This is a genomic window from Pseudomonas putida, assembly GCF_028682455.1.
Taxonomy (GTDB): Bacteria; Pseudomonadota; Gammaproteobacteria; order Pseudomonadales; family Pseudomonadaceae; genus Aquipseudomonas; species Aquipseudomonas putida_AA.
Window position 1 is genome coordinate 312,830 of the sequence record NZ_JANHLD010000005.1, and the last position, 23,647, is coordinate 336,476.

At 62.0% G+C, this 23,647-nt stretch carries 17 protein-coding genes; 10 read left to right on the plus strand and 7 right to left on the minus strand.

All coding sequences use genetic code 11. From position 1 onward, the window contains the following. Positions 1–15 precede the first annotated feature (15 nt). The 4 genes from ligA to NPS58_RS28430 all read right to left on the minus strand — a co-directional run bounded on the left by ligA (position 16) and on the right by NPS58_RS28430 (position 7,694). Complete coding sequence (ligA, locus tag NPS58_RS28415) at positions 16–2,370, minus strand: NAD-dependent DNA ligase LigA (RefSeq protein ID WP_274118511.1); 2,355 nt, start codon at positions 2,368–2,370, stop codon at positions 16–18. A 94-nt stretch (positions 2,371–2,464) separates the two neighbouring features. Beyond that, a complete protein-coding gene (gene zipA, locus NPS58_RS28420) occupies positions 2,465–3,340 on the minus strand; it encodes a cell division protein ZipA (RefSeq protein WP_274118512.1) in 876 nt (291 codons plus the stop codon). Positions 3,341–3,543: 203 nt separating this feature from the next. Next, a complete protein-coding gene (smc, locus tag NPS58_RS28425) occupies positions 3,544–7,032 on the minus strand; it encodes a chromosome segregation protein SMC (RefSeq protein WP_274118513.1) in 3,489 nt (1,162 codons plus the stop codon). Positions 7,033–7,034: 2 nt separating this feature from the next. Further along, positions 7,035–7,694, minus strand: a complete 660-nt coding sequence (locus NPS58_RS28430) for a GntR family transcriptional regulator (protein WP_274118514.1) — start codon at positions 7,692–7,694, stop codon at positions 7,035–7,037. A 273-nt stretch (positions 7,695–7,967) separates the two neighbouring features. On the opposite strand from NPS58_RS28430, the gene xdhA reads away from it, so the two are divergent. From xdhA to guaD, 4 genes are all read left to right on the plus strand, one after another. Next, on the plus strand, positions 7,968–9,422 hold the full coding sequence (xdhA, locus tag NPS58_RS28435) for a xanthine dehydrogenase small subunit (RefSeq protein ID WP_274118515.1): 1,455 nt from the start codon (positions 7,968–7,970) through the stop codon (positions 9,420–9,422). Further along, positions 9,415–11,811 (plus strand): xanthine dehydrogenase molybdopterin binding subunit, encoded by a 2,397-nt coding sequence (gene xdhB / locus NPS58_RS28440; RefSeq protein WP_274118516.1) that lies wholly within the window; start codon positions 9,415–9,417, stop codon positions 11,809–11,811. The genes xdhA and xdhB overlap by 8 nt, the downstream gene beginning before the upstream one ends. Positions 11,812–11,892: 81 nt before the next feature. After that, positions 11,893–12,738: a xanthine dehydrogenase accessory protein XdhC gene (gene xdhC, locus NPS58_RS28445; protein ID WP_274118517.1), complete on the plus strand. Its 846-nt coding sequence runs from the start codon at positions 11,893–11,895 to the stop codon at positions 12,736–12,738. A 10-nt stretch (positions 12,739–12,748) separates the two neighbouring features. Beyond that, entirely contained in the window at positions 12,749–14,053 is a 1,305-nt protein-coding gene (gene guaD / locus NPS58_RS28450) for a guanine deaminase (RefSeq protein WP_274118518.1), read from the plus strand. Here guaD and aqpZ read toward each other — a convergent pair. Together aqpZ and NPS58_RS28460 are read right to left on the minus strand one after the other, a co-directional pair. Beyond that, positions 14,050–14,748: an aquaporin Z gene (gene aqpZ / locus NPS58_RS28455; RefSeq protein WP_274118519.1), complete on the minus strand. Its 699-nt coding sequence runs from the start codon at positions 14,746–14,748 to the stop codon at positions 14,050–14,052. The two genes, guaD and aqpZ, sit on opposite strands and share 4 nt — an antisense overlap. Before the next feature lie 546 nt (positions 14,749–15,294). Continuing rightward, positions 15,295–16,059 (minus strand): GntR family transcriptional regulator, encoded by a 765-nt coding sequence (locus NPS58_RS28460; RefSeq protein ID WP_028945414.1) that lies wholly within the window; start codon positions 16,057–16,059, stop codon positions 15,295–15,297. Between the two features lie 359 nt (positions 16,060–16,418). On the opposite strand from NPS58_RS28460, the gene NPS58_RS28465 reads away from it, so the two are divergent. Then, entirely contained in the window at positions 16,419–17,768 is a 1,350-nt protein-coding gene (locus NPS58_RS28465) for an NCS2 family permease (RefSeq protein WP_425313162.1), read from the plus strand. Between the two features lie 189 nt (positions 17,769–17,957). Here the strand turns inward: NPS58_RS28465 and uraH are convergent, their stop codons facing one another. Continuing rightward, positions 17,958–18,311 carry a hydroxyisourate hydrolase gene (gene uraH / locus NPS58_RS28470; protein WP_028945416.1) on the minus strand — a complete coding sequence of 118 codons (354 nt, stop codon included), beginning with the start codon at positions 18,309–18,311 and terminating at the stop codon, positions 17,958–17,960. A 397-nt stretch (positions 18,312–18,708) separates the two neighbouring features. Between uraH and puuE the strand changes: the two genes are divergently transcribed. From puuE to NPS58_RS28495, 5 genes are all read left to right on the plus strand, one after another. Beyond that, positions 18,709–19,635 carry an allantoinase PuuE gene (gene puuE / locus NPS58_RS28475; protein ID WP_274118520.1) on the plus strand — a complete coding sequence of 309 codons (927 nt, stop codon included), beginning with the start codon at positions 18,709–18,711 and terminating at the stop codon, positions 19,633–19,635. Continuing rightward, the gene (gene uraD / locus NPS58_RS28480) at positions 19,635–20,150 is read left to right on the plus strand and encodes a 2-oxo-4-hydroxy-4-carboxy-5-ureidoimidazoline decarboxylase (protein WP_274118521.1); all 516 of its coding nucleotides are present in this window, start codon (positions 19,635–19,637) and stop codon (positions 20,148–20,150) included. The genes puuE and uraD overlap by 1 nt, the downstream gene beginning before the upstream one ends. 103 nt (positions 20,151–20,253) lie before the next feature. Then, positions 20,254–20,757, plus strand: coding sequence for an ureidoglycolate lyase (locus tag NPS58_RS28485; protein ID WP_274118522.1), 504 nt, complete (start codon positions 20,254–20,256; stop codon positions 20,755–20,757). Between the two features lie 50 nt (positions 20,758–20,807). Then, positions 20,808–22,133, plus strand: coding sequence for a urate hydroxylase PuuD (locus tag NPS58_RS28490; protein ID WP_274118523.1), 1,326 nt, complete (start codon positions 20,808–20,810; stop codon positions 22,131–22,133). A gap of 127 nt (positions 22,134–22,260) precedes the next feature. After that, positions 22,261–23,616, plus strand: coding sequence for a nucleobase:cation symporter-2 family protein (locus NPS58_RS28495; RefSeq protein WP_274118524.1), 1,356 nt, complete (start codon positions 22,261–22,263; stop codon positions 23,614–23,616). Positions 23,617–23,647 lie beyond the last annotated feature (31 nt).

Sequence of the window (23,647 nt, forward strand, 5' to 3'; positions counted from 1 at the left end):
TTGCGCTTGCTGCCGTCAGGCCTGGATGCCGTGCTCGCCGAGGAACACCAGAAAGGCATCCTCGTCGAGCACCTTCACCCCCAGGTCATTGGCCTTGGCCAACTTGGAGCCTGCCCCCGGGCCCGCCACCACGCAGTGGGTCTTGGCCGAGACCGAGCCTGCAACCTTGGCGCCCAGGCTCTCGAGCTTGTCCTTGGCCACATCGCGACTCATGCGCTCCAGCGAGCCGGTCAGCACCCAGGTCTGCCCTGCCAGCGGCAAGCCCGCCGCGACCTTTTTCTCGCTCGACCAGTGCATGCCGAACTCACGCAATTGCGCCTCGATGGCCAAGGCCAGGGCTGCGTTGGCGGGCACCTGGAAGAACGTGCGCACGGCCTCGGCCGGCTTGGCAGCCAACGCCTGGCGCAGGTCGATGCCATCGGCCGCGATGATTTTTTCCAGGCTGTCGAGCTTTGCGACCAACTTCTCGGCGCCGGTCGGGCCTACCGAAGGAATGTCCAGTTTGGCGATCAATCCGGCCAGGGTGGTGCTGGCCGCAAATTCGGCGGCCAGCTCACCTTCATCCTGCAACGAGAGGCCACGTTCGAGCAGCTGCGCGATCACTGTGCGGTTGTGCTCGTCTTCGAAGAAGCTGTGGATCTCGTGGGCGACTTCCAGGCCAATATCCGGCAAGTAGGTCAGTACCTGCGGCAACGCCGCCATGACACGCTGCAAGGAGCCCAGCGAGCGAGCCAGTACCTTGGCCGTCTCTTCGCCGACATCCGGAATGCCCAGGGCATAGATGAAGCGCGCCAGGCCTGGTTGCTTGCTGGCTTCGATGGCCGCCAGCAGGTTCTTACTCGACAGCTCGGCGAAGCCTTCAAGGTCGACGATTTGCTCGAAGGTCAGTTGATAGAGGTCAGCCGGCGAGCGAATCAGGCCTTCGTCAACCAGTTGCTCGACGCTCTTCTCACCCAGGCCTTCGATGTCCATGGCCCGACGCGATACGTAGTGGATGATGGCCTGCTTGAGCTGCGCCGCACAGGCCAGGCGGCCGACACAGCGATACACCGCACCTTCGCTGATGGTTTCCTTGCCCTTGCTGCGCTTGACGAGTTGTGTACGCTCGACCTGTGAACCGCACACCGGGCACTGGGTCGGAATATGCACAGGCCGGGCATCGGCCGGGCGGCGCTCGGTGACCACCTGCATGACCTGGGGAATCACATCACCGGCACGGCGGATGATCACGGTATCGCCGATCATCAGGCCCAGGCGCGCCACTTCGTCCATGTTGTGCAACGTGGCGTTGGCCACCGTAACGCCGGCGACCTTCACCGGCTTGAGGCGGGCCACGGGCGTCACCGCCCCGGTACGCCCGACCTGGAACTCGACATCCAGCACTTCGGTCAGCTCTTCCATCGCCGGGAACTTGTGGGCGATGGCCCAGCGCGGCTCACGGGCTCGGAAACCCAGCTCGCGCTGGGACGCCAGGCTGTTGACCTTGAACACCACACCGTCGATCTCGTAGGGCAGCTCGTTGCGTCGAGCCCCGATGTCACGGTAGTACTCCAGGCACTCGGCCACCCCCGCGGCATGGCGCAGCTCGCGGCTGATCGGCATGCCCCAGGCCTTGAGTTGCTCGAGAATGCCGATATGGGTGTCGGCGATCTGCGCCGATACCTGGCCGAGCCCGTAGCAGCAGAACTCCAGCGGGCGACTGGCCGTGATCTTCGAGTCCAACTGACGCAGGCTGCCCGCGGCGGCGTTGCGCGGGTTGGCGAAGGTCTTGCCGCCTGCCTCGATCTGCGCCTGGTTGAGGCGCTCGAACCCGGCCTTGGACATGTAGACCTCGCCCCGCACTTCAAGCACGGCTGGCCAGCCTTCACCCTGCAGCTTGAGCGGGATGTTGCGCACAGTGCGCACATTGACGCTGATGTCTTCACCGGTGGTGCCGTCGCCGCGCGTGGCGCCCTGCACCAGCTGCCCATCGCGGTACAACAGGCTCACGGCCAGGCCGTCGAGCTTGGGCTCGCAGCTGTAGTCCACCGCCCCCCCATCGCCGAACAGATCGCCTGCCGGCAGGTCCAGCCCCTCCACTACCCGCCGGTCGAACTCGCGCAGGTCATCCTCTTCAAAGGCGTTGCCCAGACTGAGCATCGGCACTTCGTGACGTACCTGGCTGAACGCCGACAACGCCGCGCCGCCGACCCGCTGGGTGGGCGAATCAGCCGTCACCAGTTCCGGATGCTCGGCCTCCAGGGCCTTGAGCTCGTTGAACAGGCGGTCGTACTCGGCGTCCGGCACGCTGGGCTCATCGAGCACGTAGTAGCGGTAGTTGTGCTGATCGAGTTCGGCACGCAGCTCAAGGATTCGGGATTGGACAGTCATGGTTGTGTTCTCTTGCAAAGCAAAAGAGCAGCCGGGGCTGCTCTTGCTTGGGATTCATCGCGGGGCAAGCCCGCTCCTACACGGCGCGAAGCCTTTAGCGTTTTTGAGTCAGCGCACGGCGCTCGAACTCGACGATGCGCTGGCGATAATGCTCGATGGTTTGCGCGGTCATCACGCTGCGCTGGTCATCCTTGAGCTCGCCATTGAGCTCGTGGGCCAGTTTGCGTGCGGCAGCCACCATCACGTCGAATGCCTGCTTCGGATGGCGCGGCCCCGGCAGACCGAGGAAGAAGCTCACGGCGCGGGTGCTGAAGTGATCGATGTCGTCGAGGTCGAACACGCCCGGCTTGACTGCGTTGGCCATGGAGAACAGCACCTCGCCGTTGCCGGCCATGCTCTCGTGACGGTGGAAGATGTCCATCTCGCCGAAGCGCAGGCCGCTTTCCAGGATGTTCTGCAGCAGGGCCGGACCCTTGAAGCCGCCTTCATCACGGGAAATAACGCTGATCACCAGCACTTCTTCGACGGGCGGCAGATCACGACTTTCGCTGGCGCCGTAGCCGGAATTGTTACGGGTTTCATCCGGGAAATCGTCGTCAGCGCTGGCAAACAGGTCAGGCTCGCGCTCACGTGGCTCGGCGGCCAGGTTCAGGTCGCCCTGATGAGGCTCGCTGCCGCGCTTGCGCTTGGACGCCTTGGGTTTGTTGTCACGCTCGCGCGCCGGGGCACTCATGGATGGCAGGTCATGCTCATCCAGCTCGGGCTCTTTATGGTTGTCCAGCACCCGTGGTGGGCCCAGTACTTCTGCACCGCCACCACCTTCTTCGTCAGGCAGGTTTGAAAAGCTGCGATCCAGACGGAATTTCAGCTTGCCCTTGCCGCCGCGCATACGGCGCCAGCCGTCAAAAAGAATACCGGCAATGACAATGATGCCGATGACGATCAGCCACTCGCGCAGACCGATTTCCATGTAATCCCGTGCCTCTGTAAAAAATGCTGAAAAATAAAGGGTTTAAACCCCTTTAAAACGTGGCGCCAACTCTATGTTCTGACAGGCGTTTTACCCACGCAAAAAATAAGTGACATTAAGCTAGCACGACCAAAGATAACTTTACACCGTCTGTCGCAACTGACAGGGCCATTTACCGCAGGTTCACGCCGCATCGCCTCCAATCAGGCGTCGACCATGGCCATTGCCTCCTCCACATCAACTGCAACAAGACGTGAACACCCCGGCTCATGCATGGTCACGCCCATCAACTGATCGGCCATTTCCATGGCAATCTTGTTGTGAGTGATATAGATGAACTGCACGGTCTGACTCATCTCCTTGACCAGCCGGGCGTATCGTCCGACGTTGGCATCGTCCAGTGGCGCATCGACTTCATCGAGCATGCAGAACGGTGCCGGGTTGAGTTTGAAAATGGCGAATACCAGGGCCAGGGCCGTCAGCGCCTTTTCACCGCCCGAGAGCAAATGAATTGTGCTGTTCTTCTTGCCTGGCGGGCGCGCCATGATTGTCACCCCTGTATCGAGTAGATCTTCGCCCGTCAGTTCCAAGTAAGCGCTGCCACCACCGAAAACTTTTGGGAAAAGTGCCTGTAATCCGGCATTTATCTGATCAAAGGTATCCTTGAAGCGGTTGCGGGTTTCTTTGTCGATCTTGCGAATGACGTTTTCCAGCGTATCCAGCGCTTCGACCAGGTCGGCATCCTGCGCGTCGAGATAGCGTTTGCGCTCGGACTGTTGCTGATATTCGTCGATGGCCGCCAGGTTGATCGCACCCAGGCGCTGGATACGCGCATCGATGCGTTCCAGCTCTTGCTCGGCCTCCTGTTCGCTGGCCGCCTCGCTCAAGGTCGCCAGCACGCCCTGCAAATCGTAACCATCGGCCTGCAGCTGCTCCTGGAGGGTCTTGCGACGCACGCTCAGGCCTTGCCACTCCAGACGGTGCTGCTCCAACTGGCCACGCAGCAGCTGGGCCTGTTGTTCGGCCTGGGTACGGCGCTTTTCCGCATCGCGCAACTCGCGATCGGCTTCGTCCATGTGCAGCCGTGCCTGACGCATTTCGCCATCGACGCTCATGCGTTTTTCCAGCAGTTCTTCCAGCTTCAGGCGCAGCTCTTCGAGGGGCGCCTCGCCTTCTTCAAGGTTGAGCGTAAGTTGTTCGCGTTTTTCAGAAAGACGCTCTGATTGCAGCTCCAGGCGCTCGAGCGCCTGGCGGGTGGAATCGTGCTGGGCGCGCAACGAGCCCAGGCGCACGGCCAACTGATGCCCGTGGTCCTTGTGCTGGCGAGCCTCTTGGCGCACCCGGTCGAGGCGCTCGCGCAGGCTGTCACGCTGGGCCAGGAGCAACTCACGCTGCTCGGTGTCCTGGGCCATCAGGTCGAGCGCTTCCTGCAACTGCAGCCGCGATTCCCCAAGGTGTTCGCTCTCGAGTGCGCGTTGCTCCACCAGTTCTGCCAACTCTTCTTCCAGGCGCTGGCGGCGCAAGGTCAACTGCTCGGCCCGGGCCCTGCCCGCTGATAAGCGCGCATTGAACTCACTCTGCTGCCGGGCTTCGTCCTGGGTACGCCGCCGCAAATGCTCGCGGTGCTCCTCAAGGGCCTGCTGCTGTTCGCGCTGCTCCCGGAGCTGGACGTCGAGCAACTCCAGCGCCGCTTCCTGCTCATGACGCTCAAGCCCCAGCCGCTCCAGCTCCTGGCCACGCGCCAGCACTCCACCCTGGGCATCGCTGGCACGGTTGACCCGCAGAAAATGCCGACCCACCCAATAGCCATCGCGACTGACCAGGCTCTGGCCGGCAGCGAGCTGGCCACGCTGGGCCAACGCCTGCTCCAGGCTATCCACTGGCCTGACTTGCCCGAGCCAGGGCGCCAGGTCGATGCACCCCTCGACCTTGTCCAGCAGGCTGCCTGGCACCCGCGCACCTTCGCCGCGCGCATCGAGCAAACGAAGATCGCCCTGGCTGAACGCCGCCAGGTCGAGCCCCGAAAAATCGTCAACCAGCACCGCCTGAAGGTCGGCGCCCAGGACGGCCTCGACCGCCAACTCCCAGCCCGGCTCGACCCGCAAGCCTTCAGCCAGGCGCGGACGCTGGTCAAGGCCCTGGTCGCGCAACCACTGCGTGGTACCGGTGCCTGGGTCAAGGGCGGCCTGTTGCAGGGCCTCGAGCGACGCCAGGCGTCCACCCAGGCGCTGCAGCTCGCCTTGCGTGCGCTGCTGGGCCTGGACAGCGTGGTGCAGTTGCTCACGCAGGGTTTCGAGTTGCTCCATCACCTGCTGTTCTTGCACCTGCAGGTCTTCAAGCGCCAGTTCGCTGCCGGCCACCTGCTCCGCCAGTTCGACCAGGGCGGCATCTTCCGGGTCGGCATTAAGCTGGTCGCGTTCCTCACTCAGCTTGCGCTGGCGCTCGAACAGGCGCTCGAGGGCCTGGTCCAACTGCTGGATCCGCGCCTGTTGCACTTCGGCCTGGCGTCGTGGCTCGGCCGAGCGGGTGTTGAAGCTGTCCCACTGTTCTTGCCAGCCATGCATGGTGGCTTCGGCTTCCTCCAGCGTTGCGGCCGATTCTTCGGCGGCAGCCAGGGTGATTTCCTGCTCGGGTTCGAGCATTTCCAGCTCTTCGCCCAGGGTGGCCAGCATCGTGCGGTCATGCCCCAGGTGCGACTCGGTTTCCAGGCGCGAGCGCTCGGCCTCCTTGAGGTCGTCCTGCAATTGCCGCAAGCGTTGCTGGCCGTGCTGGATACTTTGCTCGACCCGGGCAATATCGCCACCGACCGAATAGAAGCGTCCCTGAACCTGGCCAAAGCGCTCGGACAACTCATGGTGCCCGTCACGCAAGCGCTCGATGCTGGCATCGGCATTGCGCTGCTCGGCCACCAGGGCCTCGAAGGCCACCTCCTGATCGCCGATCACCGCTTCGCGCTGACTCACCTGCTCATCCAGCGCCTGCCAGCGCAAGGCAGACAGCTGCGCCTTTAGCTGGCGCTCCTCGGCCTTGTACTCCTTGTACTTCTCGGCGGCCTGGGCCTGGCGGTGCAAGCGCTCCAGCTGGCGCTCGAGCTCTTCGCGCAGGTCGGTCAAGCGCTCGAGGTTTTCATGGGTGCGGCGGATGCGATTCTCGGTTTCGCGCCGACGCTCCTTGTACTTGGAGATGCCGGCGGCTTCTTCGATAAAGTTGCGCAGGTCCTCAGGCTTGGCCTCGATCAGCTTGGAGATCATCCCCTGCTCGATGATCGAATAACTGCGCGGGCCCAGGCCGGTACCCAGGAAAATATCGGTGATGTCACGGCGCCGGCATTTGGTGCCATTGAGGTAATAGGTGTTCTGGGCGTCGCGGGTCACTTTGCGGCGAATGGAGATTTCCGCATAGGCGGCATATTCACCAACCAGTGTGCTATCGGAGTTGTCGAAGACCAGCTCGATGCTGGCCTGGCTCACCGGCTTGCGGCTGGTCGAGCCATTGAAGATGACGTCGGTCATCGACTCGCCACGCAGGTTCTTGGCCGAGCTTTCGCCCATCACCCAGCGTACGGCGTCGATGATGTTGGATTTGCCGCAACCGTTTGGCCCGACCACCGCCGCCATGTTGCTGGGGAAGTTGACCGTGGTTGGGTCGACGAACGACTTGAACCCGGCCAGGCGAATGCACTTGAGGCGCATGCTCAGGGAGTCGCCAGTGCCGCCAGCACCAGCTCGCAACTGCGCTGGCAGTACTCGGCCAGCACGGTGCGGATGCGCGCCTGGTCGCGAGCGACCACCGCTTCAAGCAGGTTGGCGAACAGCGCCAGGAAATCACTCATCTCGGCCTTGCGCTGGTCAAGCGCCAGGAAATAGGCACGACTCATGGCCGGCTGCAGGTTCTCGACGGTTTCCTGCAGGTAGGGATTGTTGGCGAACGGGTAAGCCGCGCGCATCACCGCAAAGCTGTCTTCGACGAACGAGCGGATGTCCTGGCGCTCGAGGGCGGTGATCAGGCGCTGCTGGATCTTGAGGAAAGGCGCCAGGTCGCCGTCAGTACGCCAGTTCTGCGCCACGGCATTGCCCAGCAAGGTGTAGAGCTCGCCCATCAGGGTGCAGAGGCTGCGCACGTTGTGCTCGTCGAGCTCGGTCACGTGGGCGCCACGACGCGGGAGGATGGTCACCAGGTGACGCCGCTCGAGGATCAATAGCGCCTCGCGTACCGAGCCGCGGCTGACATTCAATGCCTGGGTGACCTTTTGCTCCTGGATACGCTCGGCAGGCTTGAGCTCGCCGCGAATGATCCGCTCGGCCAGGTAGTGGGCAATTTGCTCGGAGAGGCTGTCCGGCGCCTTGAACGTCATGGTTTTCCTTCAAAATCATTGAACTGTGTACAAGGGGCGAATTGTAGCGCACTTGCCCCGGCGCCGCGCAGGGGCCTGGACGCAGAAGTTGGCACGAATGGCGCAAAAGATTCGGGGTGTCTACAGGGAACTATGCTCTATAGAAGAACGCTTATGGCAGGTGGGTAATGGCGTGGAAAATTTCCTGACCCGAAGGTCAGAAATTTGTTGACCTGAAAATCAAGTCTGCTTACAGTCCGCTCAACAACAATAAACCGCGTGTGAGGCCTTCCCGTGATCCAGTTTCTACTCAACCAGGAGCTGCGCAGTGAGCATGCCCTGGATCCCAACCTGACCGTGCTCCAATACCTGCGCGAGCATCTGGGCAAATCCGGTACCAAGGAAGGCTGCGCCAGCGGCGATTGCGGCGCCTGTACCGTGGTGGTCGGCGAATTGAGCCAGGACGATGATGGCCGCGAGCACATTCGCTACCGTAGCCTGAACTCGTGCCTGACCTTCGTTTCGTCGCTGCACGGCAAGCAATTGATCAGCGTCGAAGGCCTCAAGCACCAGGGCAAGTTGCACAGCGTGCAGCAGGCCATGGCCGACTGCCATGGCTCGCAGTGCGGTTTCTGCACGCCAGGCTTTGTCATGTCGCTGTTTGCCCTGCAAAAAAACAGCGATGCACCGGACCTGCACAAGGCCCAGGAAGCCCTGGCCGGCAACCTCTGCCGCTGCACCGGTTACCGCCCCATCCTCGCTGCCGCCGAACAATCGTGCTGCCAGGCCCGGCCTGACCAGTTCGACAGCAGCGAAGCCCAGACCATCGCCCGCCTCAAAGCCATCGCCCCGAGCGAAACCGGTGAGCTCAACAGCGGCGACAAGCGCTGCCTGGTACCGCTGACCGTGGCCGACCTGGCCGACCTCTATGGCTCTCACCCGGAAGCTCGCCTGCTCGCCGGCGGCACCGACCTGGCCTTGGAAGTGACCCAGTTCCACAAGACCCTGCCTGTGATGATCTATGTGGGCAACGTGGCCGAGCTCAAGCGCATCGAAACCCGCGACGATTACCTGGAAATCGGCGCAGCCACCCCGCTGACCGATTGCTATGACGCCCTTAGCCGCGAGTACCCCGACTTTGGCGAACTGCTGCACCGCTTCGCCTCCCTGCAAATCCGCAACCAGGGCACCCTGGGCGGCAACATCGGCAACGCCTCGCCGATTGGTGACTCCCCGCCCCTGCTGATTGCCCTGGATGCGCAGATCGTCCTGCGCAAGGGCGAAAGCACCCGTACCCTGGCCCTTGAAGACTACTTCATCGACTACCGCATCACCGCGCGCCAGGAAAGCGAGTTCATCGAAAGGATCATCGTGCCGCGGGCCAAGGCCGACTGGACATTCCGCGCCTACAAGGTGTCAAAACGACTGGATGACGATATTTCTGCAGTGTGCGCCGCGTTCAACCTGCGCATTGAAAATGGCGTGGTGGAAGCTGCACGCATGGCCTTCGGCGGCATGGCGGCGATCCCGAAACGGGCCCGCGCCTGTGAAGCGGCCCTGGTCGGCAAACCCTGGACCCAAGCCAGCATCGAGCGCGCCTGCCAGGCCCTGGCCGAAGACTTCACGCCGCTGTCGGATTTCCGCGCCAGCAAGGAGTACCGCCTGCTCGGTGCCCAGAACCTGCTGCGCAAATACTTCATCGAACTGCAAACGCCGCACATCGAGACTCGGGTGACCGCTTATGTCTAATCATCACGCCCCCAAAAGCCAGGCCGAAATGGCCGAACTGTTCAGCCAGGGCCTGACCACCGGTGTAGGCGCCAGCATCAAGCACGACAGTGCCGACAAGCATGTCTCGGGTGAAGCGGTGTACATCGACGACCGCCTGGAATTCCCCAATCAGTTGCACGTCTATGCGCGCCTGTCCGACCGGGCCCACGCCCGGGTGCTGAGCATCGACACCAGCCCCTGCTACGCCTTCGAAGGTGTACGCATTGCCATCACCCACGAAGACGTGCCGGGCCTGAAGGACATCGGCCCCCTGCTGCCCGGCGACCCGCTGCTGGCGATCGACAAGGTCGAGTTCGTCGGCCAGCCGGTCGTCGCCGTCGCCGCCCGCGATCTGGACACCGCCCGCCGCGCCGCCATGGCGGCGATCATTGAGTATGAAGACCTGGAGCCGGTACTGGACGTGGTCGAGGCCCTGCGCAAGAAGCACTTCGTCCTCGACAGCCACACCCATCAGCGCGGCGACTCGGTCAGCGCCCTGGCCAGCGCCCCGCACCGCCTGCAGGGCACCCTGCACATCGGCGGACAGGAGCACTTCTACCTGGAAACCCAGATCTCCTCGGTGATGCCGACCGAAGACGGCGGGATGATCGTCTACTGCTCCACCCAGAACCCCACCGAAGTACAGAAGCTGGTGGCCGAAGTGCTCGACGTGTCGATGAACAAGATCGTCGTCGACATGCGCCGCATGGGTGGCGGGTTCGGCGGCAAGGAAACCCAGGCAGCCAGCCCCGCCTGCCTGTGTGCCGTGATCGCCCACCTGACCGGCCAGCCGACCAAGATGCGCCTGCCGCGGGTCGAAGACATGCTGATGACCGGCAAGCGCCACCCCTTCTACATCGAGTACGACGTCGGCTTCGACGACACCGGGCGCCTGCACGGGATCAACTTCGACCTGGCCGGCAACTGCGGCTGCTCGCCGGATCTTTCGGCCTCGATTGTCGACCGGGCGATGTTCCACTCCGACAACGCCTACTACCTGGGCGATGCCACCATCCACGGTCACCGCTGCAAGACCAACACCGCCTCCAACACCGCCTACCGCGGCTTTGGTGGTCCGCAGGGCATGGTTGCCATCGAAGAGGTCATGGACCACATCGCCCGCCACCTGGTGCTCGATCCGCTGGCGGTGCGCAAGGCCAACTACTACGGCAAGACCGAGCGCAACGTCACCCACTACTACCAGACCGTCGAGCACAACATGCTCGAGGAAATCACGGCCGAACTCGAAGCCAGCAGCGACTACCAGCAGCGCCGCGAGTCGATCCGCCGCTTCAACGCCAACAGCCCGATCCTCAAGAAAGGCCTGGCACTGACGCCGGTCAAGTTCGGCATTTCGTTCACTGCCAGCTTCCTCAACCAGGCCGGCGCCCTGGTGCATATCTATACCGATGGCAGCATCCACCTGAACCACGGCGGCACCGAAATGGGCCAGGGCCTGAATACCAAGGTTGCCCAGGTGGTGGCCGAAGTGTTCCAGGTTGATTTCCAGCGCATCCAGATCACCGCCACAAACACCGACAAGGTGCCCAACACCTCGCCGACTGCAGCGTCCAGCGGCGCCGACCTGAACGGCAAGGCGGCCCAGAACGCGGCTGAAATCCTCAAGAAGCGCCTGACCGAATTCGCCGCCCGCCAGTACAAGGTGAGCGAGGAAGATGTCGAGTTCCGCAACGGTCATGTGCGTGTTCGCGATGAAATCCTCAGCTTCGAGACGCTGGTGCAGCAGGCCTACTTTGCCCAGGTGTCGCTGTCGAGCACCGGCTTCTACAAGACTCCGAAGATCTACTACGATCGCGCCCAGGCTCGCGGCCGGCCGTTCTACTACTTCGCGTTTGGCGCGGCCTGCGCCGAGGTGATCGTCGACACCCTGACCGGCGAGTACAAGATGCTGCGCACCGACATCCTGCATGACGTCGGCGCCTCGCTGAACCCGGCCATCGACATCGGCCAGGTCGAAGGTGGCTTCATTCAGGGCATGGGCTGGCTGACCACCGAGGAACTGGTGTGGAATGCCAAGGGCAAGCTGATGACCAACGGCCCGGCCAGCTACAAGATCCCGGCCGTGGCCGACATGCCGATCGATCTGCGGGTCAAGCTGGTGGAGAACCGCAAGAACCCGGAAGACACCGTGTTCCATTCCAAAGCCGTGGGCGAACCGCCGTTCATGCTGGGTATCGCAGCCTGGTGCGCGATCAAGGACGCGGTGGCAAGCCTTGCCGACTACCGCGTGCAACCGAAGATCGATGCCCCTTCCACGCCGGAGCGGGTGCTGTGGGGTTGCGAGCAGATGCGCAAGGCGGTGGCGGCTACCCAGCCTGCTGTTGAAGCTGAACCTGTAGCACCGTAGTGGATTGGTCGCGGGGCAAACCCGCTCCTACAGGTAGGAGCGGGCTTGCCCCGCGATAACGCACCAAAGAGGCAACACACTATGCACACCTGGATCAACGCCCTCGCCGACCTGCAAGCCCGCGGCGAACCCTGCGTACTGGTGACGATCATCGAAGAGCGTGGCTCCACCCCGCGCAATGCCGGCTCCAAGATGGTGGTCGGCACTCATCAGCTGTTCGACACCATTGGTGGCGGACATCTGGAATACAAGGCGATGAAGATCGCCCGGCAGATGCTCGAGGAGCGTCGCGAGTCCCCTCATCTGGAGCGCTTCAGCCTGGGCGCAAGCCTGGGCCAGTGCTGCGGCGGCGCCACCGTGCTGCTGTTCGAGCCCATGGGCCAGGTCCAGGCGCAGATTGCCGTTTTTGGCGCAGGCCATGTGGGCCGTGCTCTGGTACCCTTGCTCGCCGCGCTGCCCTGCCGGGTACGCTGGATCGACTCGCGCGAGCAGGAATTTCCCGAAACGATCCCTGCCGGGGTCAGCAAGATTGTCAGCGAAGAGCCGGTCGATGAAGTCGACGACCTGCCCGCCGGCAGTTACTGCATCGTGATGACCCACAATCACCAGCTGGATCTCGAGCTGACCGCCGCGATCCTCAAGCGCAATGATTTTTCCTGGTTCGGCCTGATCGGCTCGAAGACCAAGCGAGTCAAGTTCGAGCATCGCCTGCGCGACCGCGGTTTCAGCGAAGAACGGATGCAACGCATGCGTTGCCCGATGGGCCTGGCCGAGGTCAAGGGCAAGTTGCCGATCGAGATCGCCGTGTCCATCGCCGCAGAAATCATTGCCACCTACAACGCCAGCTTCGGCCAGCATGACACCGCTGCCAATGCCGGCCCCATTGCCCAATTGCTGCCGCCTTCACGGCGCAGCCAAGCCATATGACGAGAGCCCTATGAGCGCAACCCGCAAAGCCTACCGTGCCGCTATCCTGCACAGCATCGCCGACCCTGCCGAGGTAGGCATCGAAGCCTCCTATCAATATTACGAAGACGGTCTGCTGGTAATCGACGGGGGCAAGATCAGCGCCCTGGGCCATGCCAGCGAACTGCTCCCGAGCCTCGCTGCCGATATCGAAGTCGAGCACTACCAGGATGCACTGATCACCCCGGGCTTCATCGATACCCACATCCACTTCCCGCAGACCGGCATGATCGGCTCCTACGGCGAGCAGTTGCTGGACTGGCTCAACACCTACACCTTCCCTTGCGAAAAACAGTTCACCGACAAGGCCCATGCCGACAAGGTCGCGAAGATCTTCGTCGAAGAACTGCTGCGCAACGGCACCACCACGGCGCTGGTGTTCGGCAGCGTTCACCCGGAGTCGGTCAATGCCTTCTTCGAAGAGGCCGAGCGCCTGGACCTGCGGATGATCGCCGGCAAGGTGATGATGGACCGCAATGCCCCCGACTACCTGACCGACACTGCCGAGTCCGGCTACACCGAGAGCAAGGCGCTGATCGAGCGCTGGCACGGCAAGGGTCGCCTGCACTACGCCGTTACCCCGCGTTTTGCCCCGACCAGCACGCCGGAGCAACTGGCCCTGGCCGGTCAACTGCTGGGTGAGTTCCCTGACCTGTACATGCACACCCACCTGAGCGAGAACCTCAAGGAAATCGACTGGGTCAAGGAGCTGTTCCCGGAGCGCAAGGGCTACCTGGACGTGTACGACCATTTCAAGCTGCTCGGCGAGCGCTCGGTGTTCGCCCACGGCGTGCACCTGTGCGACGAAGAATGCCAGCGCCTGTCCGAAACCGGTTCGGCCGTGGCCTTCTGCCCGACCTCCAACCTGTTCCTGGGCAGCGGCCTGTTCAACCTGCCACAGGCCGAGAAGTTCAAGGTCAAGGTGGGCCTGGGGACCGACGTGGGTGCCGGCACCAGCTTCTCGCTGCTCAACACTCTCAACGAAGCCTACAAGGTCATGCAACTGCAGGGCGCACGCCTGAGTCCGTTCAAGTCACTGTACCTGGCCACCCTGGGCGGCGCCCAGGCGCTGTGCCTGGACGACCGCATCGGTAGCCTCAAGCCTGGCAACGATGCCGACTTCGTGGTGCTGGACTACAAGGCCACGCCATTGATGGACTACCGCATCCAGCAATCGAACAGCATCGACGAGACGCTGTTCGTGCTGATGACCCTTGGCGACGACCGCACCGTCAAGCAGACCTTCGCGGCCGGCCGTTGCGTCCACCAGCGCTAAGGTTCGCGAAACAGTCCCTTGTACACCGCGCCGCCGATCACTGCCCCGATCAGCGGCGCCACCCAGAACAACCACAGCTGTTGCAGCGCCCAGCCGCCGACGAACAGCGCAGGCCCGGTGCTGCGCGCCGGGTTGACCGAGGTATTGGTCACTGGAATCGAGATCAGATGGATAAGGGTCAGGGCAAGGCCGATGGCAATCGGCGCAAAGCCTGCCGGTGCACGGCTGTCGGTGGCGCCCATGATGATCAGGATGAACATCGCCGTCATCACCACTTCACTGGCAAAGCCTGCGGCCAGCGAATAACCGGCCGGTGAATGTTCGGCATAACCGTTGGAGGCAAGGCCGGAAGCCACATCGAAGCCCTCCTTGCCACTGGCGATGAAATAGATCACCGCAGCGGCCAGAATGGCGCCGATCACCTGGGCGACGATATAGGGCAGCAGCTCCTTGGCCGGGAATCGTCCACCCACCACCAGGCCCACCGAGACGGCGGGGTTCAGATGACAACCGGAGATATGACCGATGGCGAACGCCATCGTCAGCACGGTGAGACCGAAGGCCATTGCCACACCGACCAGGCCGATGCCCGCCGGCAAGGAGGCCGCCAGCACCGCACTGCCACAACCACCCAACACCAGCCAGAACGTCCCGATCAGTTCAGCACCCATGCGTTTGCTCAGGGGCATCGACATATACCTGTCCTCAAGTAGTTGAAGTTCCACGCGTAGCGCGCAAGCCCAACTGCTTGATGAAGGATTGCGGTATGGAGCAGGTGAGAATCTAGCAGAGGCTGGGTGAAGTGCCAGCTGCAGCCCTTCGCGGAAGAATCCACTCCCACAGCCACAGCCACATGGCATCCCAGAACCTGGGCTACCAAAGCTCACCGACAATGCCTTGATGTCAATTGAAGGCAATGGCACTGGCCGCTTTTACCTTGGCCGGCGATCGCACCAATCCTGCCTCTTCGGACGCACGAAACTGCTGTACCAGAAGACGGCCAGAATGGAATTCGCTGAAAACAGGACAGCGACCCCGCGTATTGGAGGTCAACAAATAGATACGTCCAGATTCGCTGTAGCGACCAGTACGCAAATGACAGGAAGGCATGCGGGGACTGCGGGCTGTCCTTCCAACACTAGATCGGATACCGATCAGCTCGGCCGCATAAGGACTTCAAAAAAATCGGTGGGAGCGGATTCATCCGCGAAGGGCCGCAAAGCGGCCCCAAAGAAGTTCGATCAACCTTTAACCGGTACCGAACTGCGCTTCTTGGTCTGCAACAAGTGCGAGAACACTGCATGCAGGTCGTCCGAGGCGCTTTCTTCGTCGAGGTTGAGCTTGCTGTCGATGTGGTCCATGTGGTGCATCATCAGGCTGACCGCCTGATTCACATCACGGGCCTCGATGGCGTCGATCAGTTGCATGTGCTCATCGTAGGAGCAGTGCGAGCGGTTGCCGCTTTCGTACTGGGCGATGATCAGCGAAGTTTGCGAGACCAGGCTGCGCTGGAAGCTGATCAGGGGTGCATTGCCGGCCGCTTCGGCGAGCTTAAGGTGGAATTCGCCCGAGAGGCGGATGCCGGCGCCACGATCGCCGCGCGAGAAGCTGTCGCGCTCTTCGCGCACCATCTGGCGCAGTTCGTTGAGCTGCTCGGCCGTGGCGTGCTCGACGGCCAGTTCGGTGATGGCGCGCTCGACCATGCGACGCGAGAAGAACACCTGGCGGGCTTCCTCGACGGTTGGGCTGGCTACCACCGCACCGCGGTTGGGCCGCAGCAGCACCACACTTTCATGGGCCAGGCGCGACAGCGCGCGACGAATGATGGTACGGCTGACGCCAAAGATTTCGCCCAGCGCTTCCTCGCTCAACTTGGTACCCGGCGCCAGGCGCTGCTCGAGAATCGCCTCGAAAATATGCGCGTAGACGATGTCGTCCTGGGTTCCACTGCGCCCGGCCTTGCCGGTACGCACTGGTTTCTTGAGGGGTTGCAGCTGTTCGTTCATGGGCACTCGAGCACGGAGATCCGCCAGTCGGACCCAGACTTTAATAGCAGTCAGTGGGGCGGTGGCAAGTCTTGGAAAGAAAATTAAACGATTAAGGTATGCGCACATTGTACACAGCCGCAGGGATTTCTGCAGTGGATGATGGCCTTTATAGCTGCTCGGCGAAATTATCTGCGCACAACAACAAAAACATTATTTGCATTCTTTGTATACAAACGCATAATCCCCTCGTGCAACTTCCTGACTCAGAAGTCAACAAAAGGTCCGGTCGCCTGCCATCCCATCCGCCTCACAGAGCCCCCTAGTGCGTGCGCAGGACCGGTTCTGAAAAACAAGAAAAGACTTGAGGAGTACACGCTGTGGAAAGCCGCAAATCCGAAGCCCCTACGCTGGATCTTGCCCCACCGCTCGAAACGAGCTGGCTGGAGCGGATTTTCAAACTCAAGCTACATGGCACCACCGTAAAGACCGAGATGATCGCCGGCCTGACCACGTTCATCACCATGGCCTACATCATCTTCGTCAACCCCAACATCATGGCCGATGCCGGCATCGATCACGGAGCGGCCTTCGTCGCCACCTGTATCGCCGCCGCCCTGGGCTGCCTGTTGATGGGCCTGTATGCCAACTGGCCGGTCGGCCTGGCACCGGGCATGGGGCTCAACGCCTTCTTTACCTATACCGTGGTCGGCACCATGGGCTACACCTGGGAAGCTGCGCTGGGCGCGGTGTTTGTCTCCGGGGTGCTGTTCATGTTGCTGACCTTGTCGCGGGTGCGTGAATGGCTGCTCAACAGCATTCCCGTGAGTCTGCGTCATGCAATGGGTGCCGGCGTCGGATTGTTCCTCGGACTGATCGGTCTTAAAACAGCTGGAATTGTCGTCGACAGCCCGGCCACCCTGATCAAGCTCGGCTCCCTGCACGAGCCTGGCCCGCTGTTGGCAGCCATCTGCTTCCTGATGATTGCCGTGCTCAGCTACCACCGGGTGTTCGGTGCGATCCTGATCAGCATCATCAGCGTTACCCTCGCCGGCTGGGGCCTGGGACTGGTGGAATACGGCGGGCTGTTCTCGCTGCCACCGAGCCTGGCACCGACCTGGATGGCCATGGACGTGGCAGGCGTGTTCAACGTCAGCATGATCGCCGTGGTGTTCGCCTTCCTGTTCGTGCACATGTTCGACACCGCCGGCACCCTGATGGGCGTGGCCCAGCGGGCTAACCTGGTGAATGCCGACGGCCGCATCGAGAACCTGTCGCGGGCGTTGAAGGCCGACAGTGCTTCCAGCGTATTTGGTGCAGTGGTGGGTGTACCGCCGGTCACCAGTTATGTCGAGAGTGCCGCGGGGGTTGCCGCAGGGGGCCGTACGGGCCTGACCGCAGTCGTGGTGGGCCTGTTCTTCATCGCCGCGATGTTCTTCGCCCCGCTTGCCGGGATGATCCCTGCCTATGCCACTGCGGGCGCACTGATCTATGTCGCCATGCTGATGATGGGCAGCATGGCACACATCAACTGGGATGAAGCCACCGACAGCATTCCGGCGATCGTCACCGCAATCATGATGCCGCTGACCTTCTCGGTCGCCGACGGCATCGCTCTGGGCTTTATCACCTTTGTGGTGCTCAAGGCCGGTACAGGGCGCTTCAGCGAGATCTCGGCCAGCCTGTGGGTCCTGACAGCGATCTTTATCGCCAAGTTCGTGTTCCTGTAACACTGCTGCCTGCAACACCGCCAAAGCCTCACCTTCGGGTGGGGCTTTTTATTGGTTTGAGATACTCATCGCGGGGCAAGCCCGCTCCTACCGGTGGAACCGGGCTTGCCTCGCGATAAAAGCTCCGGGCAAAAAAAAGCCCGCCAGTGTGAGCGGGCAAGGACCTACGAAGATTCATCTAGCGACCAACTAGCTTCCGCGATAGGTCGAGTAACTGTACGGCGAGATCAACAGCGGTACGTGGTAGTGATCCTGCTCGGCGCTGATGCCAAAACGCAGTACCACCACGTCAAGAAATGCAGGCTCTGGCAGTTTCACGCCGCGAGCACGGTAGTAGTCGCCGGCGCTGAACTGCAGCTGGTACACACCGCTGCGGTAGTCGTCGCCTTGCAGCAGCGGCGCGTCGCAACGGCCATCGCTGTTGGTCAGGGTGGTATTCACCAGTTCCAGCTGCTGGCCTTCGACCCGGTACAGCTCGACTTTGATCGAGCTGCCAGGGCAGCCATGAGCGGCATCCAGTACATGCGTGGTCAAACGTCCCATTGCTTGCTCGCCTCTGTTCTATCTGTGGGCAAAAAATACCCGCAAGCCACCGGGAGGAAACACGGCAGCTTACGGCTGTCGGATTATTAAGACATTTTCCAGATAAATTGTACACAATAATTCGGTATTCTTTCCTGACACACCGTTCACCCCCTGTAAATACACCATCAGTCGCAAAACCGCGCCGCCAGCCGACGCCAACGTCATTAACTGACCGATCAGGCAGGTTTCTTGCAGGGCTCTCGCAGTGGGGTTTCGGGGTAAAAAGGCAAAGAAATACGAAAAAACAGGCTTACAAACCGCAAACAAAGTTGTATACAATCATCTCATCGACGTGGCCGATACCCCATCCCGGGCGCCACGCCCTCCGTTGACACGTATAAGAAGGAAGACTGCAGTGAGCGCTGATTATCCTCGCGACCTGATCGGTTACGGCAATACCCCACCCCATCCGCGCTGGCCGGGGAATGCCCGCATCGCTTTGTCTTTCGTGCTCAATTACGAAGAAGGTGGCGAGCGCAACATTCTTCACGGAGACAAGGAATCGGAAGCCTTTCTCTCGGAAATGGTCGCCGCCCAGCCCCTGCAGGGCGCTCGTAACATGAGTATGGAATCGCTTTACGAGTACGGTAGCCGCGCCGGCGTCTGGCGCCTGCTCAAGCTGTTCAAGGACACCGGTGTCCCGCTGACCATCTTCGCTGTCGCCATGGCCGCCCAGCGCCACCCCGACGTGATCCGCGCCATGGCCGAAGCCGGCCACGAAATCTGCAGCCACGGCTACCGCTGGATCGACTACCAGAACATGGACGAGGCCCAGGAGCGCGAGCACATGCTCGAAGCCATCCGCATCCTCACCGAACTCACCGGCGAGCGCCCCGTAGGCTGGTACACCGGCCGCACCGGTCCCAACACCCGTCGCCTGGTGATGGAGGAAGGCGGTTTCCTCTACGACAGCGACACCTACGACGACGACCTGCCCTACTGGGAACCGAACAATCCGACCGGCAAGCCGCACCTGGTGATCCCGTACACCCTGGACACCAACGACATGCGCTTCACCCAGGTCCAGGGCTTCAATTGCGGCGAGCAGTTCTTCCAGTATCTCAAGGACGCCTTCGACGTCCTGTACGAGGAAGGCGCCGAAGCACCGAAGATGCTGTCGATCGGCCTGCACTGCCGCCTGGTCGGTCGCCCGGCCCGCCTGGCCGCACTCAAGCGCTTCGTCGAATACGCCAAGAGCCATGATCAGGTCTGGTTCGCCCGGCGCGTGGACATCGCCCGTCACTGGCATGCCACCCACCCTTACAAAGCCGAGAACGCCTAATGACCGCTTTCAAGACCCTCAAGCCTTCGTCCCTGGAACGCGCTGCGTTCGTCGAAGCCTTTGCCGACATCTACGAACACTCGCCCTGGGTTGCCGAGAAGGCCTACGACCTGGGCCAGTTGCAGGAAGTCGATCAGATCGAAGCCCTGCACCAGCGCATGAGCGACATCCTGCTCAGCGCCGATCATGACGCCCAACTGGCGCTGATCAACGCTCACCCGGACCTCGCCGGCAAGGCCGCCATCCAGGGTGAACTGACCGAATCGAGCACCAACGAACAGGCCGGCGCCGGTATCCACCAGTGCACCGCCGAAGAATTCAAACGCTTCACCGAACTCAACGACGCCTACAAGGCCAAGTTCAAGTTCCCGTTCATCATGGCGGTAAAAGGCAGCAACCGGCACCAGATCCTCGCCTCGTTCGAAAAACGCATCCACAACTCGGTCGAGGCCGAATTCAAGGAAGCGCTGGCGCAGATCAACCTGATTGCCCTGTTCCGCCTGCTGCAACTTTAAAGGGACGCCGATGCCATCGGGCCCGAGTGCGCCACGCGAGCGTACCCAGGGCCCCAGGCACCGAGAGCGAAACCCTCCACAACACAGAAAAAAGAGAATCCGCATGCGCACTTTAGTGATTGAGCCATTGACCAAAGAAGCCTTCGCCCCTTTCGGTGACGTGATCGAAACCGACGGCAGCGACCACTTCATGATCAACAACGGTTCGACCATGCGCTTCCACAAGCTGGCGACGGTCGAGACCGCCCAGCCCGAGGACAACGCGATCATCAGCATCTTCCGCGCCGACGCGCTGGACATGCCACTGACCGTTCGCATGCTGGAGCGCCATCCGCTGGGCAGCCAGGCTTTCATCCCGCTGCTCGGCAACCCCTTTCTGATCGTGGTCGCGCCACTTGGCGATGCACCTGTATCGGGCCTTGTCCGCGCCTTCCGCAGCAATGGAAGGCAGGGCATCAATTACCATCGCGGCGTCTGGCACCACCCGGTGCTGACGATCGAAAAGCGGGATGACTTCCTGGTGGTTGATCGCAGTGGCACTGGCAACAACTGCGATGAGCATTTTTTCAATGAGGATGAGCAACTGATCCTCGCCCCCCACCAATAAGAGAAGACCTGAGCATCCGGCAACAGGATGCCAGGGTAGAGGTAAAGACTGTGGAAGCACATCTGTTGGAATGGCTGAACCTGAGCGTGCGTTGGGTTCACATGATCACTGGCGTGGCCTGGATCGGCGCGTCGTTCTACTTTGTCTGGCTGGAGAACAACCTCAACCGCGCCAATCCGCGCGACGGTCTTTCCGGCGATCTCTGGGCGATTCACGGTGGCGGGATCTACCACCTGGAGAAGTACAAGCTGGCTCCGCCAAAAATGCCGGAGAACCTGCACTGGTTCAAATGGGAAGCCTATTTCACCTGGATGTCGGGTATCGCCCTGCTGTGCCTGGTGTTCTACTGGAACCCGACCCTGTACCTGCTGGCCCCTGGCAGCACCCTCTCGGGCGGTGAAGGCATCGCCATCGGTGTTGGCTCCCTGATCGCCGGCTGGTTCATCTACGACTTCCTCTGCGACTCGCCACTGGGCAAGCGCCCTGCCCTGCTGGGCCTGGTACTGTTCGTGCTGGTCATCGCGGCGTGCTACGGCTTCAGCCAAGTGTTCAGCGGTCGTGGTGCCTACCTGCACACCGGCGCGATCATCGGCACCATCATGGTCGGCAACGTGTTCCGCATCATCATGCCGGCCCAGCGTCAGCTGGTCGCCGCCATCGAAGCCAACCAGACTCCCGACCCGGTACTGCCGGCCAAGGGCCTGCTGCGCTCGCGGCACAACAACTACTTCACCCTGCCGGTGCTGTTCATCATGATCAGCAACCACTTCCCGAGCACCTACGGTAGCCAGTACAACTGGCTGATCCTGGCCGGCATCGCGGTGGCTGCAGTATTGGTTCGTCATTACTTCAACACCCGCCACGACAGCAACAAGTACGCCTGGACCCTGCCAGTCGGCGCCCTGTCGATGATCTGCCTGGCCTACGTCACAGGCCCTGCGCCGATGCCGACCGCTCCTGAGCAAGCCGCAGCCAAGGTCGAGTACCAGCCGCTGCCGGAGACCGCCCTGGGTGGCAAGACTGCCGCCGAAAAAGCTGCAGAGAAAGCCGCCGAACCTGCCCAGGCTGCTGCCCCTGCCGAGGCACCCGCGGCCAACGTCGCCAAGCTCGACGATGCCGGCTTCGACAAGATCCACAGCGTCATCCAGGAACGTTGCGCCGTGTGCCATTCGGCCAAGCCGACCAGCCCGCTGTTCAGCGCCGCACCTGCCGGTGTGATGCTCGACACCCCGCAACAGATCCAGCAACAGGCGGCGCGCATCCAGGCGCAAGCCGTCACCACGCAGATCATGCCCCTGGGCAACATCACTCAGATGACCCAGCAGGAACGTGAACTGATCGGTGCCTGGATCGCCAAGGGTGCACCGACGAACTGAGGCGGCCGCAGGCTGCCAGCTGTAAGCGACAAGCAAAAAAAGCTGCAAGCCAAGCGCGACCTTCTTCTTGGAGGTTGGCGCTTGAAGCTTGCAGCTCTAAAGAATAAAAACAAAACCGAGGTGTTGCATGTCCGAGTCACGCAAGGCGTACATCCCCGTTGCGCCCCCACGACAGCCACTGCCAATGCTCCAACTGTTCCTGGTGGGTCTACAACATGTCTTGCTGATGTACGGAGGCGCGATCGCCGTGCCACTGATCATTGGCCAGGCCGCCGGCCTTTCTCGTGAAGAAGTCGCTTTCCTTATCAATGCCGACCTGCTGGTCGCTGGTGTCGCCACCATCGTCCAGTCGTTCGGCATTGGCGCAGTTGGCATCCGCATGCCAGTCATGATGGGTGCAAGCTTTGCTGCCGTGGGTAGCATGGTGGCCATGGCCGGCATGCCCGGTGTCGGCCTGCAAGGTATCTTTGGTGCGACCATCGCGGCCGGTTTCTTCGGCATGCTGATCGCCCCGTTCATGTCCAAGGTGGTGCGTTTCTTCCCACCGCTGGTGACCGGCACGGTCATCACCTCGATCGGCCTGTCGCTGTTCCCGGTTGCAGTCAACTGGGCCGGCGGTGGCGCCGAAGCCGAAACCTTCGGCTCCCCCGTCTACCTGACCGTCGCTGCCCTGGTACTGGCCACCATCCTGCTGGTCAACCGCTTCATGCGTGGCTTCTGGGTCAATGTCTCGGTGCTGATCGGCATGGGCCTGGGCTACATCCTCGCCGGTTCCATCGGCATGGTCGACCTCTCGGGCCTGGACGACGCTCCATGGGTGCAAGTGGTGACGCCGCTGCACTTCGGCATGCCGACCTTCAGCCTCGCCCCGATCCTGTCGATGTGCCTGGTAGTGGTGATCATCTTCGTCGAGTCCACCGGCATGTTCCTGGCCCTGGGCAAGGTCACCGACCGTGAAGTCACCCCGGGCATGCTGCGCCGCGGCCTGATGTGCGACGCCGGTGCGTCCTTCGTTGCCGGCTTCTTCAACACCTTCACCCACTCCTCGTTCGCCCAGAACATCGGCCTGGTGCAGATGACGGGCGTGCGCTGCCGCTATGTCACCGTGGTTGCCGGCGGCTTCCTGATCCTGCTCAGCCTGCTGCCCAAGGCCGCCTTCCTGATCGCCTCGATCCCGCCTGCGGTACTCGGTGGTGCCTCGATCGCGATGTTCGGCATGGTCGCGGCCACCGGCATCAAGATCCTCCAGGAAGCTGACATCGCCGACCGCCGCAACCAGCTGCTGGTTGCCGTCAGCGTCGGCATGGGCCTGATTCCAGTGGTGCGCCCCGAATTCTTCTCGCAGATGCCCCAGTGGATGGAACCGATCACCCACAGCGGTATCGCCATGGCCACGGTCAGCGCGCTGGTCCTCAACCTGCTGTTCAACATCCTGGGCGGCGCCGAACGTGCGGCGCATAACGAAGCCGCCCACCAGCACTGAGTTTTCGGGCGGCGCATGCCGCCCGGCTTCA

What these genes read in the sequence shown, in the direction of transcription:
- smc (WP_274118513.1), bottom strand. Translation starts at nt 7,032, where the DNA reads ATGCGCCTCAAGTGCATTCGCCTGGCCGGGTTCAAGTCGTTCGTCGAC.
- xdhB (WP_274118516.1), top strand. Translation starts at nt 9,415, where the DNA reads ATGTCTAATCATCACGCCCCCAAAAGCCAGGCCGAAATGGCCGAACTG.
- NPS58_RS28495 (WP_274118524.1), top strand. Translation starts at nt 22,261, where the DNA reads ATGTCCGAGTCACGCAAGGCGTACATCCCCGTTGCGCCCCCACGACAG.
- NPS58_RS28460 (WP_028945414.1), bottom strand. Translation starts at nt 16,059, where the DNA reads ATGAACGAACAGCTGCAACCCCTCAAGAAACCAGTGCGTACCGGCAAG.
- guaD (WP_274118518.1), top strand. Translation starts at nt 12,749, where the DNA reads ATGAGCGCAACCCGCAAAGCCTACCGTGCCGCTATCCTGCACAGCATC.
- uraD (WP_274118521.1), top strand. Translation starts at nt 19,635, where the DNA reads ATGACCGCTTTCAAGACCCTCAAGCCTTCGTCCCTGGAACGCGCTGCG.
- xdhC (WP_274118517.1), top strand. Translation starts at nt 11,893, where the DNA reads ATGCACACCTGGATCAACGCCCTCGCCGACCTGCAAGCCCGCGGCGAA.
- NPS58_RS28485 (WP_274118522.1), top strand. Translation starts at nt 20,254, where the DNA reads ATGCGCACTTTAGTGATTGAGCCATTGACCAAAGAAGCCTTCGCCCCT.
- ligA (WP_274118511.1), bottom strand. Translation starts at nt 2,370, where the DNA reads ATGACTGTCCAATCCCGAATCCTTGAGCTGCGTGCCGAACTCGATCAG.
- zipA (WP_274118512.1), bottom strand. Translation starts at nt 3,340, where the DNA reads ATGGAAATCGGTCTGCGCGAGTGGCTGATCGTCATCGGCATCATTGTC.
- aqpZ (WP_274118519.1), bottom strand. Translation starts at nt 14,748, where the DNA reads ATGTCGATGCCCCTGAGCAAACGCATGGGTGCTGAACTGATCGGGACG.
- NPS58_RS28430 (WP_274118514.1), bottom strand. Translation starts at nt 7,694, where the DNA reads ATGACGTTCAAGGCGCCGGACAGCCTCTCCGAGCAAATTGCCCACTAC.
- uraH (WP_028945416.1), bottom strand. Translation starts at nt 18,311, where the DNA reads ATGGGACGTTTGACCACGCATGTACTGGATGCCGCTCATGGCTGCCCT.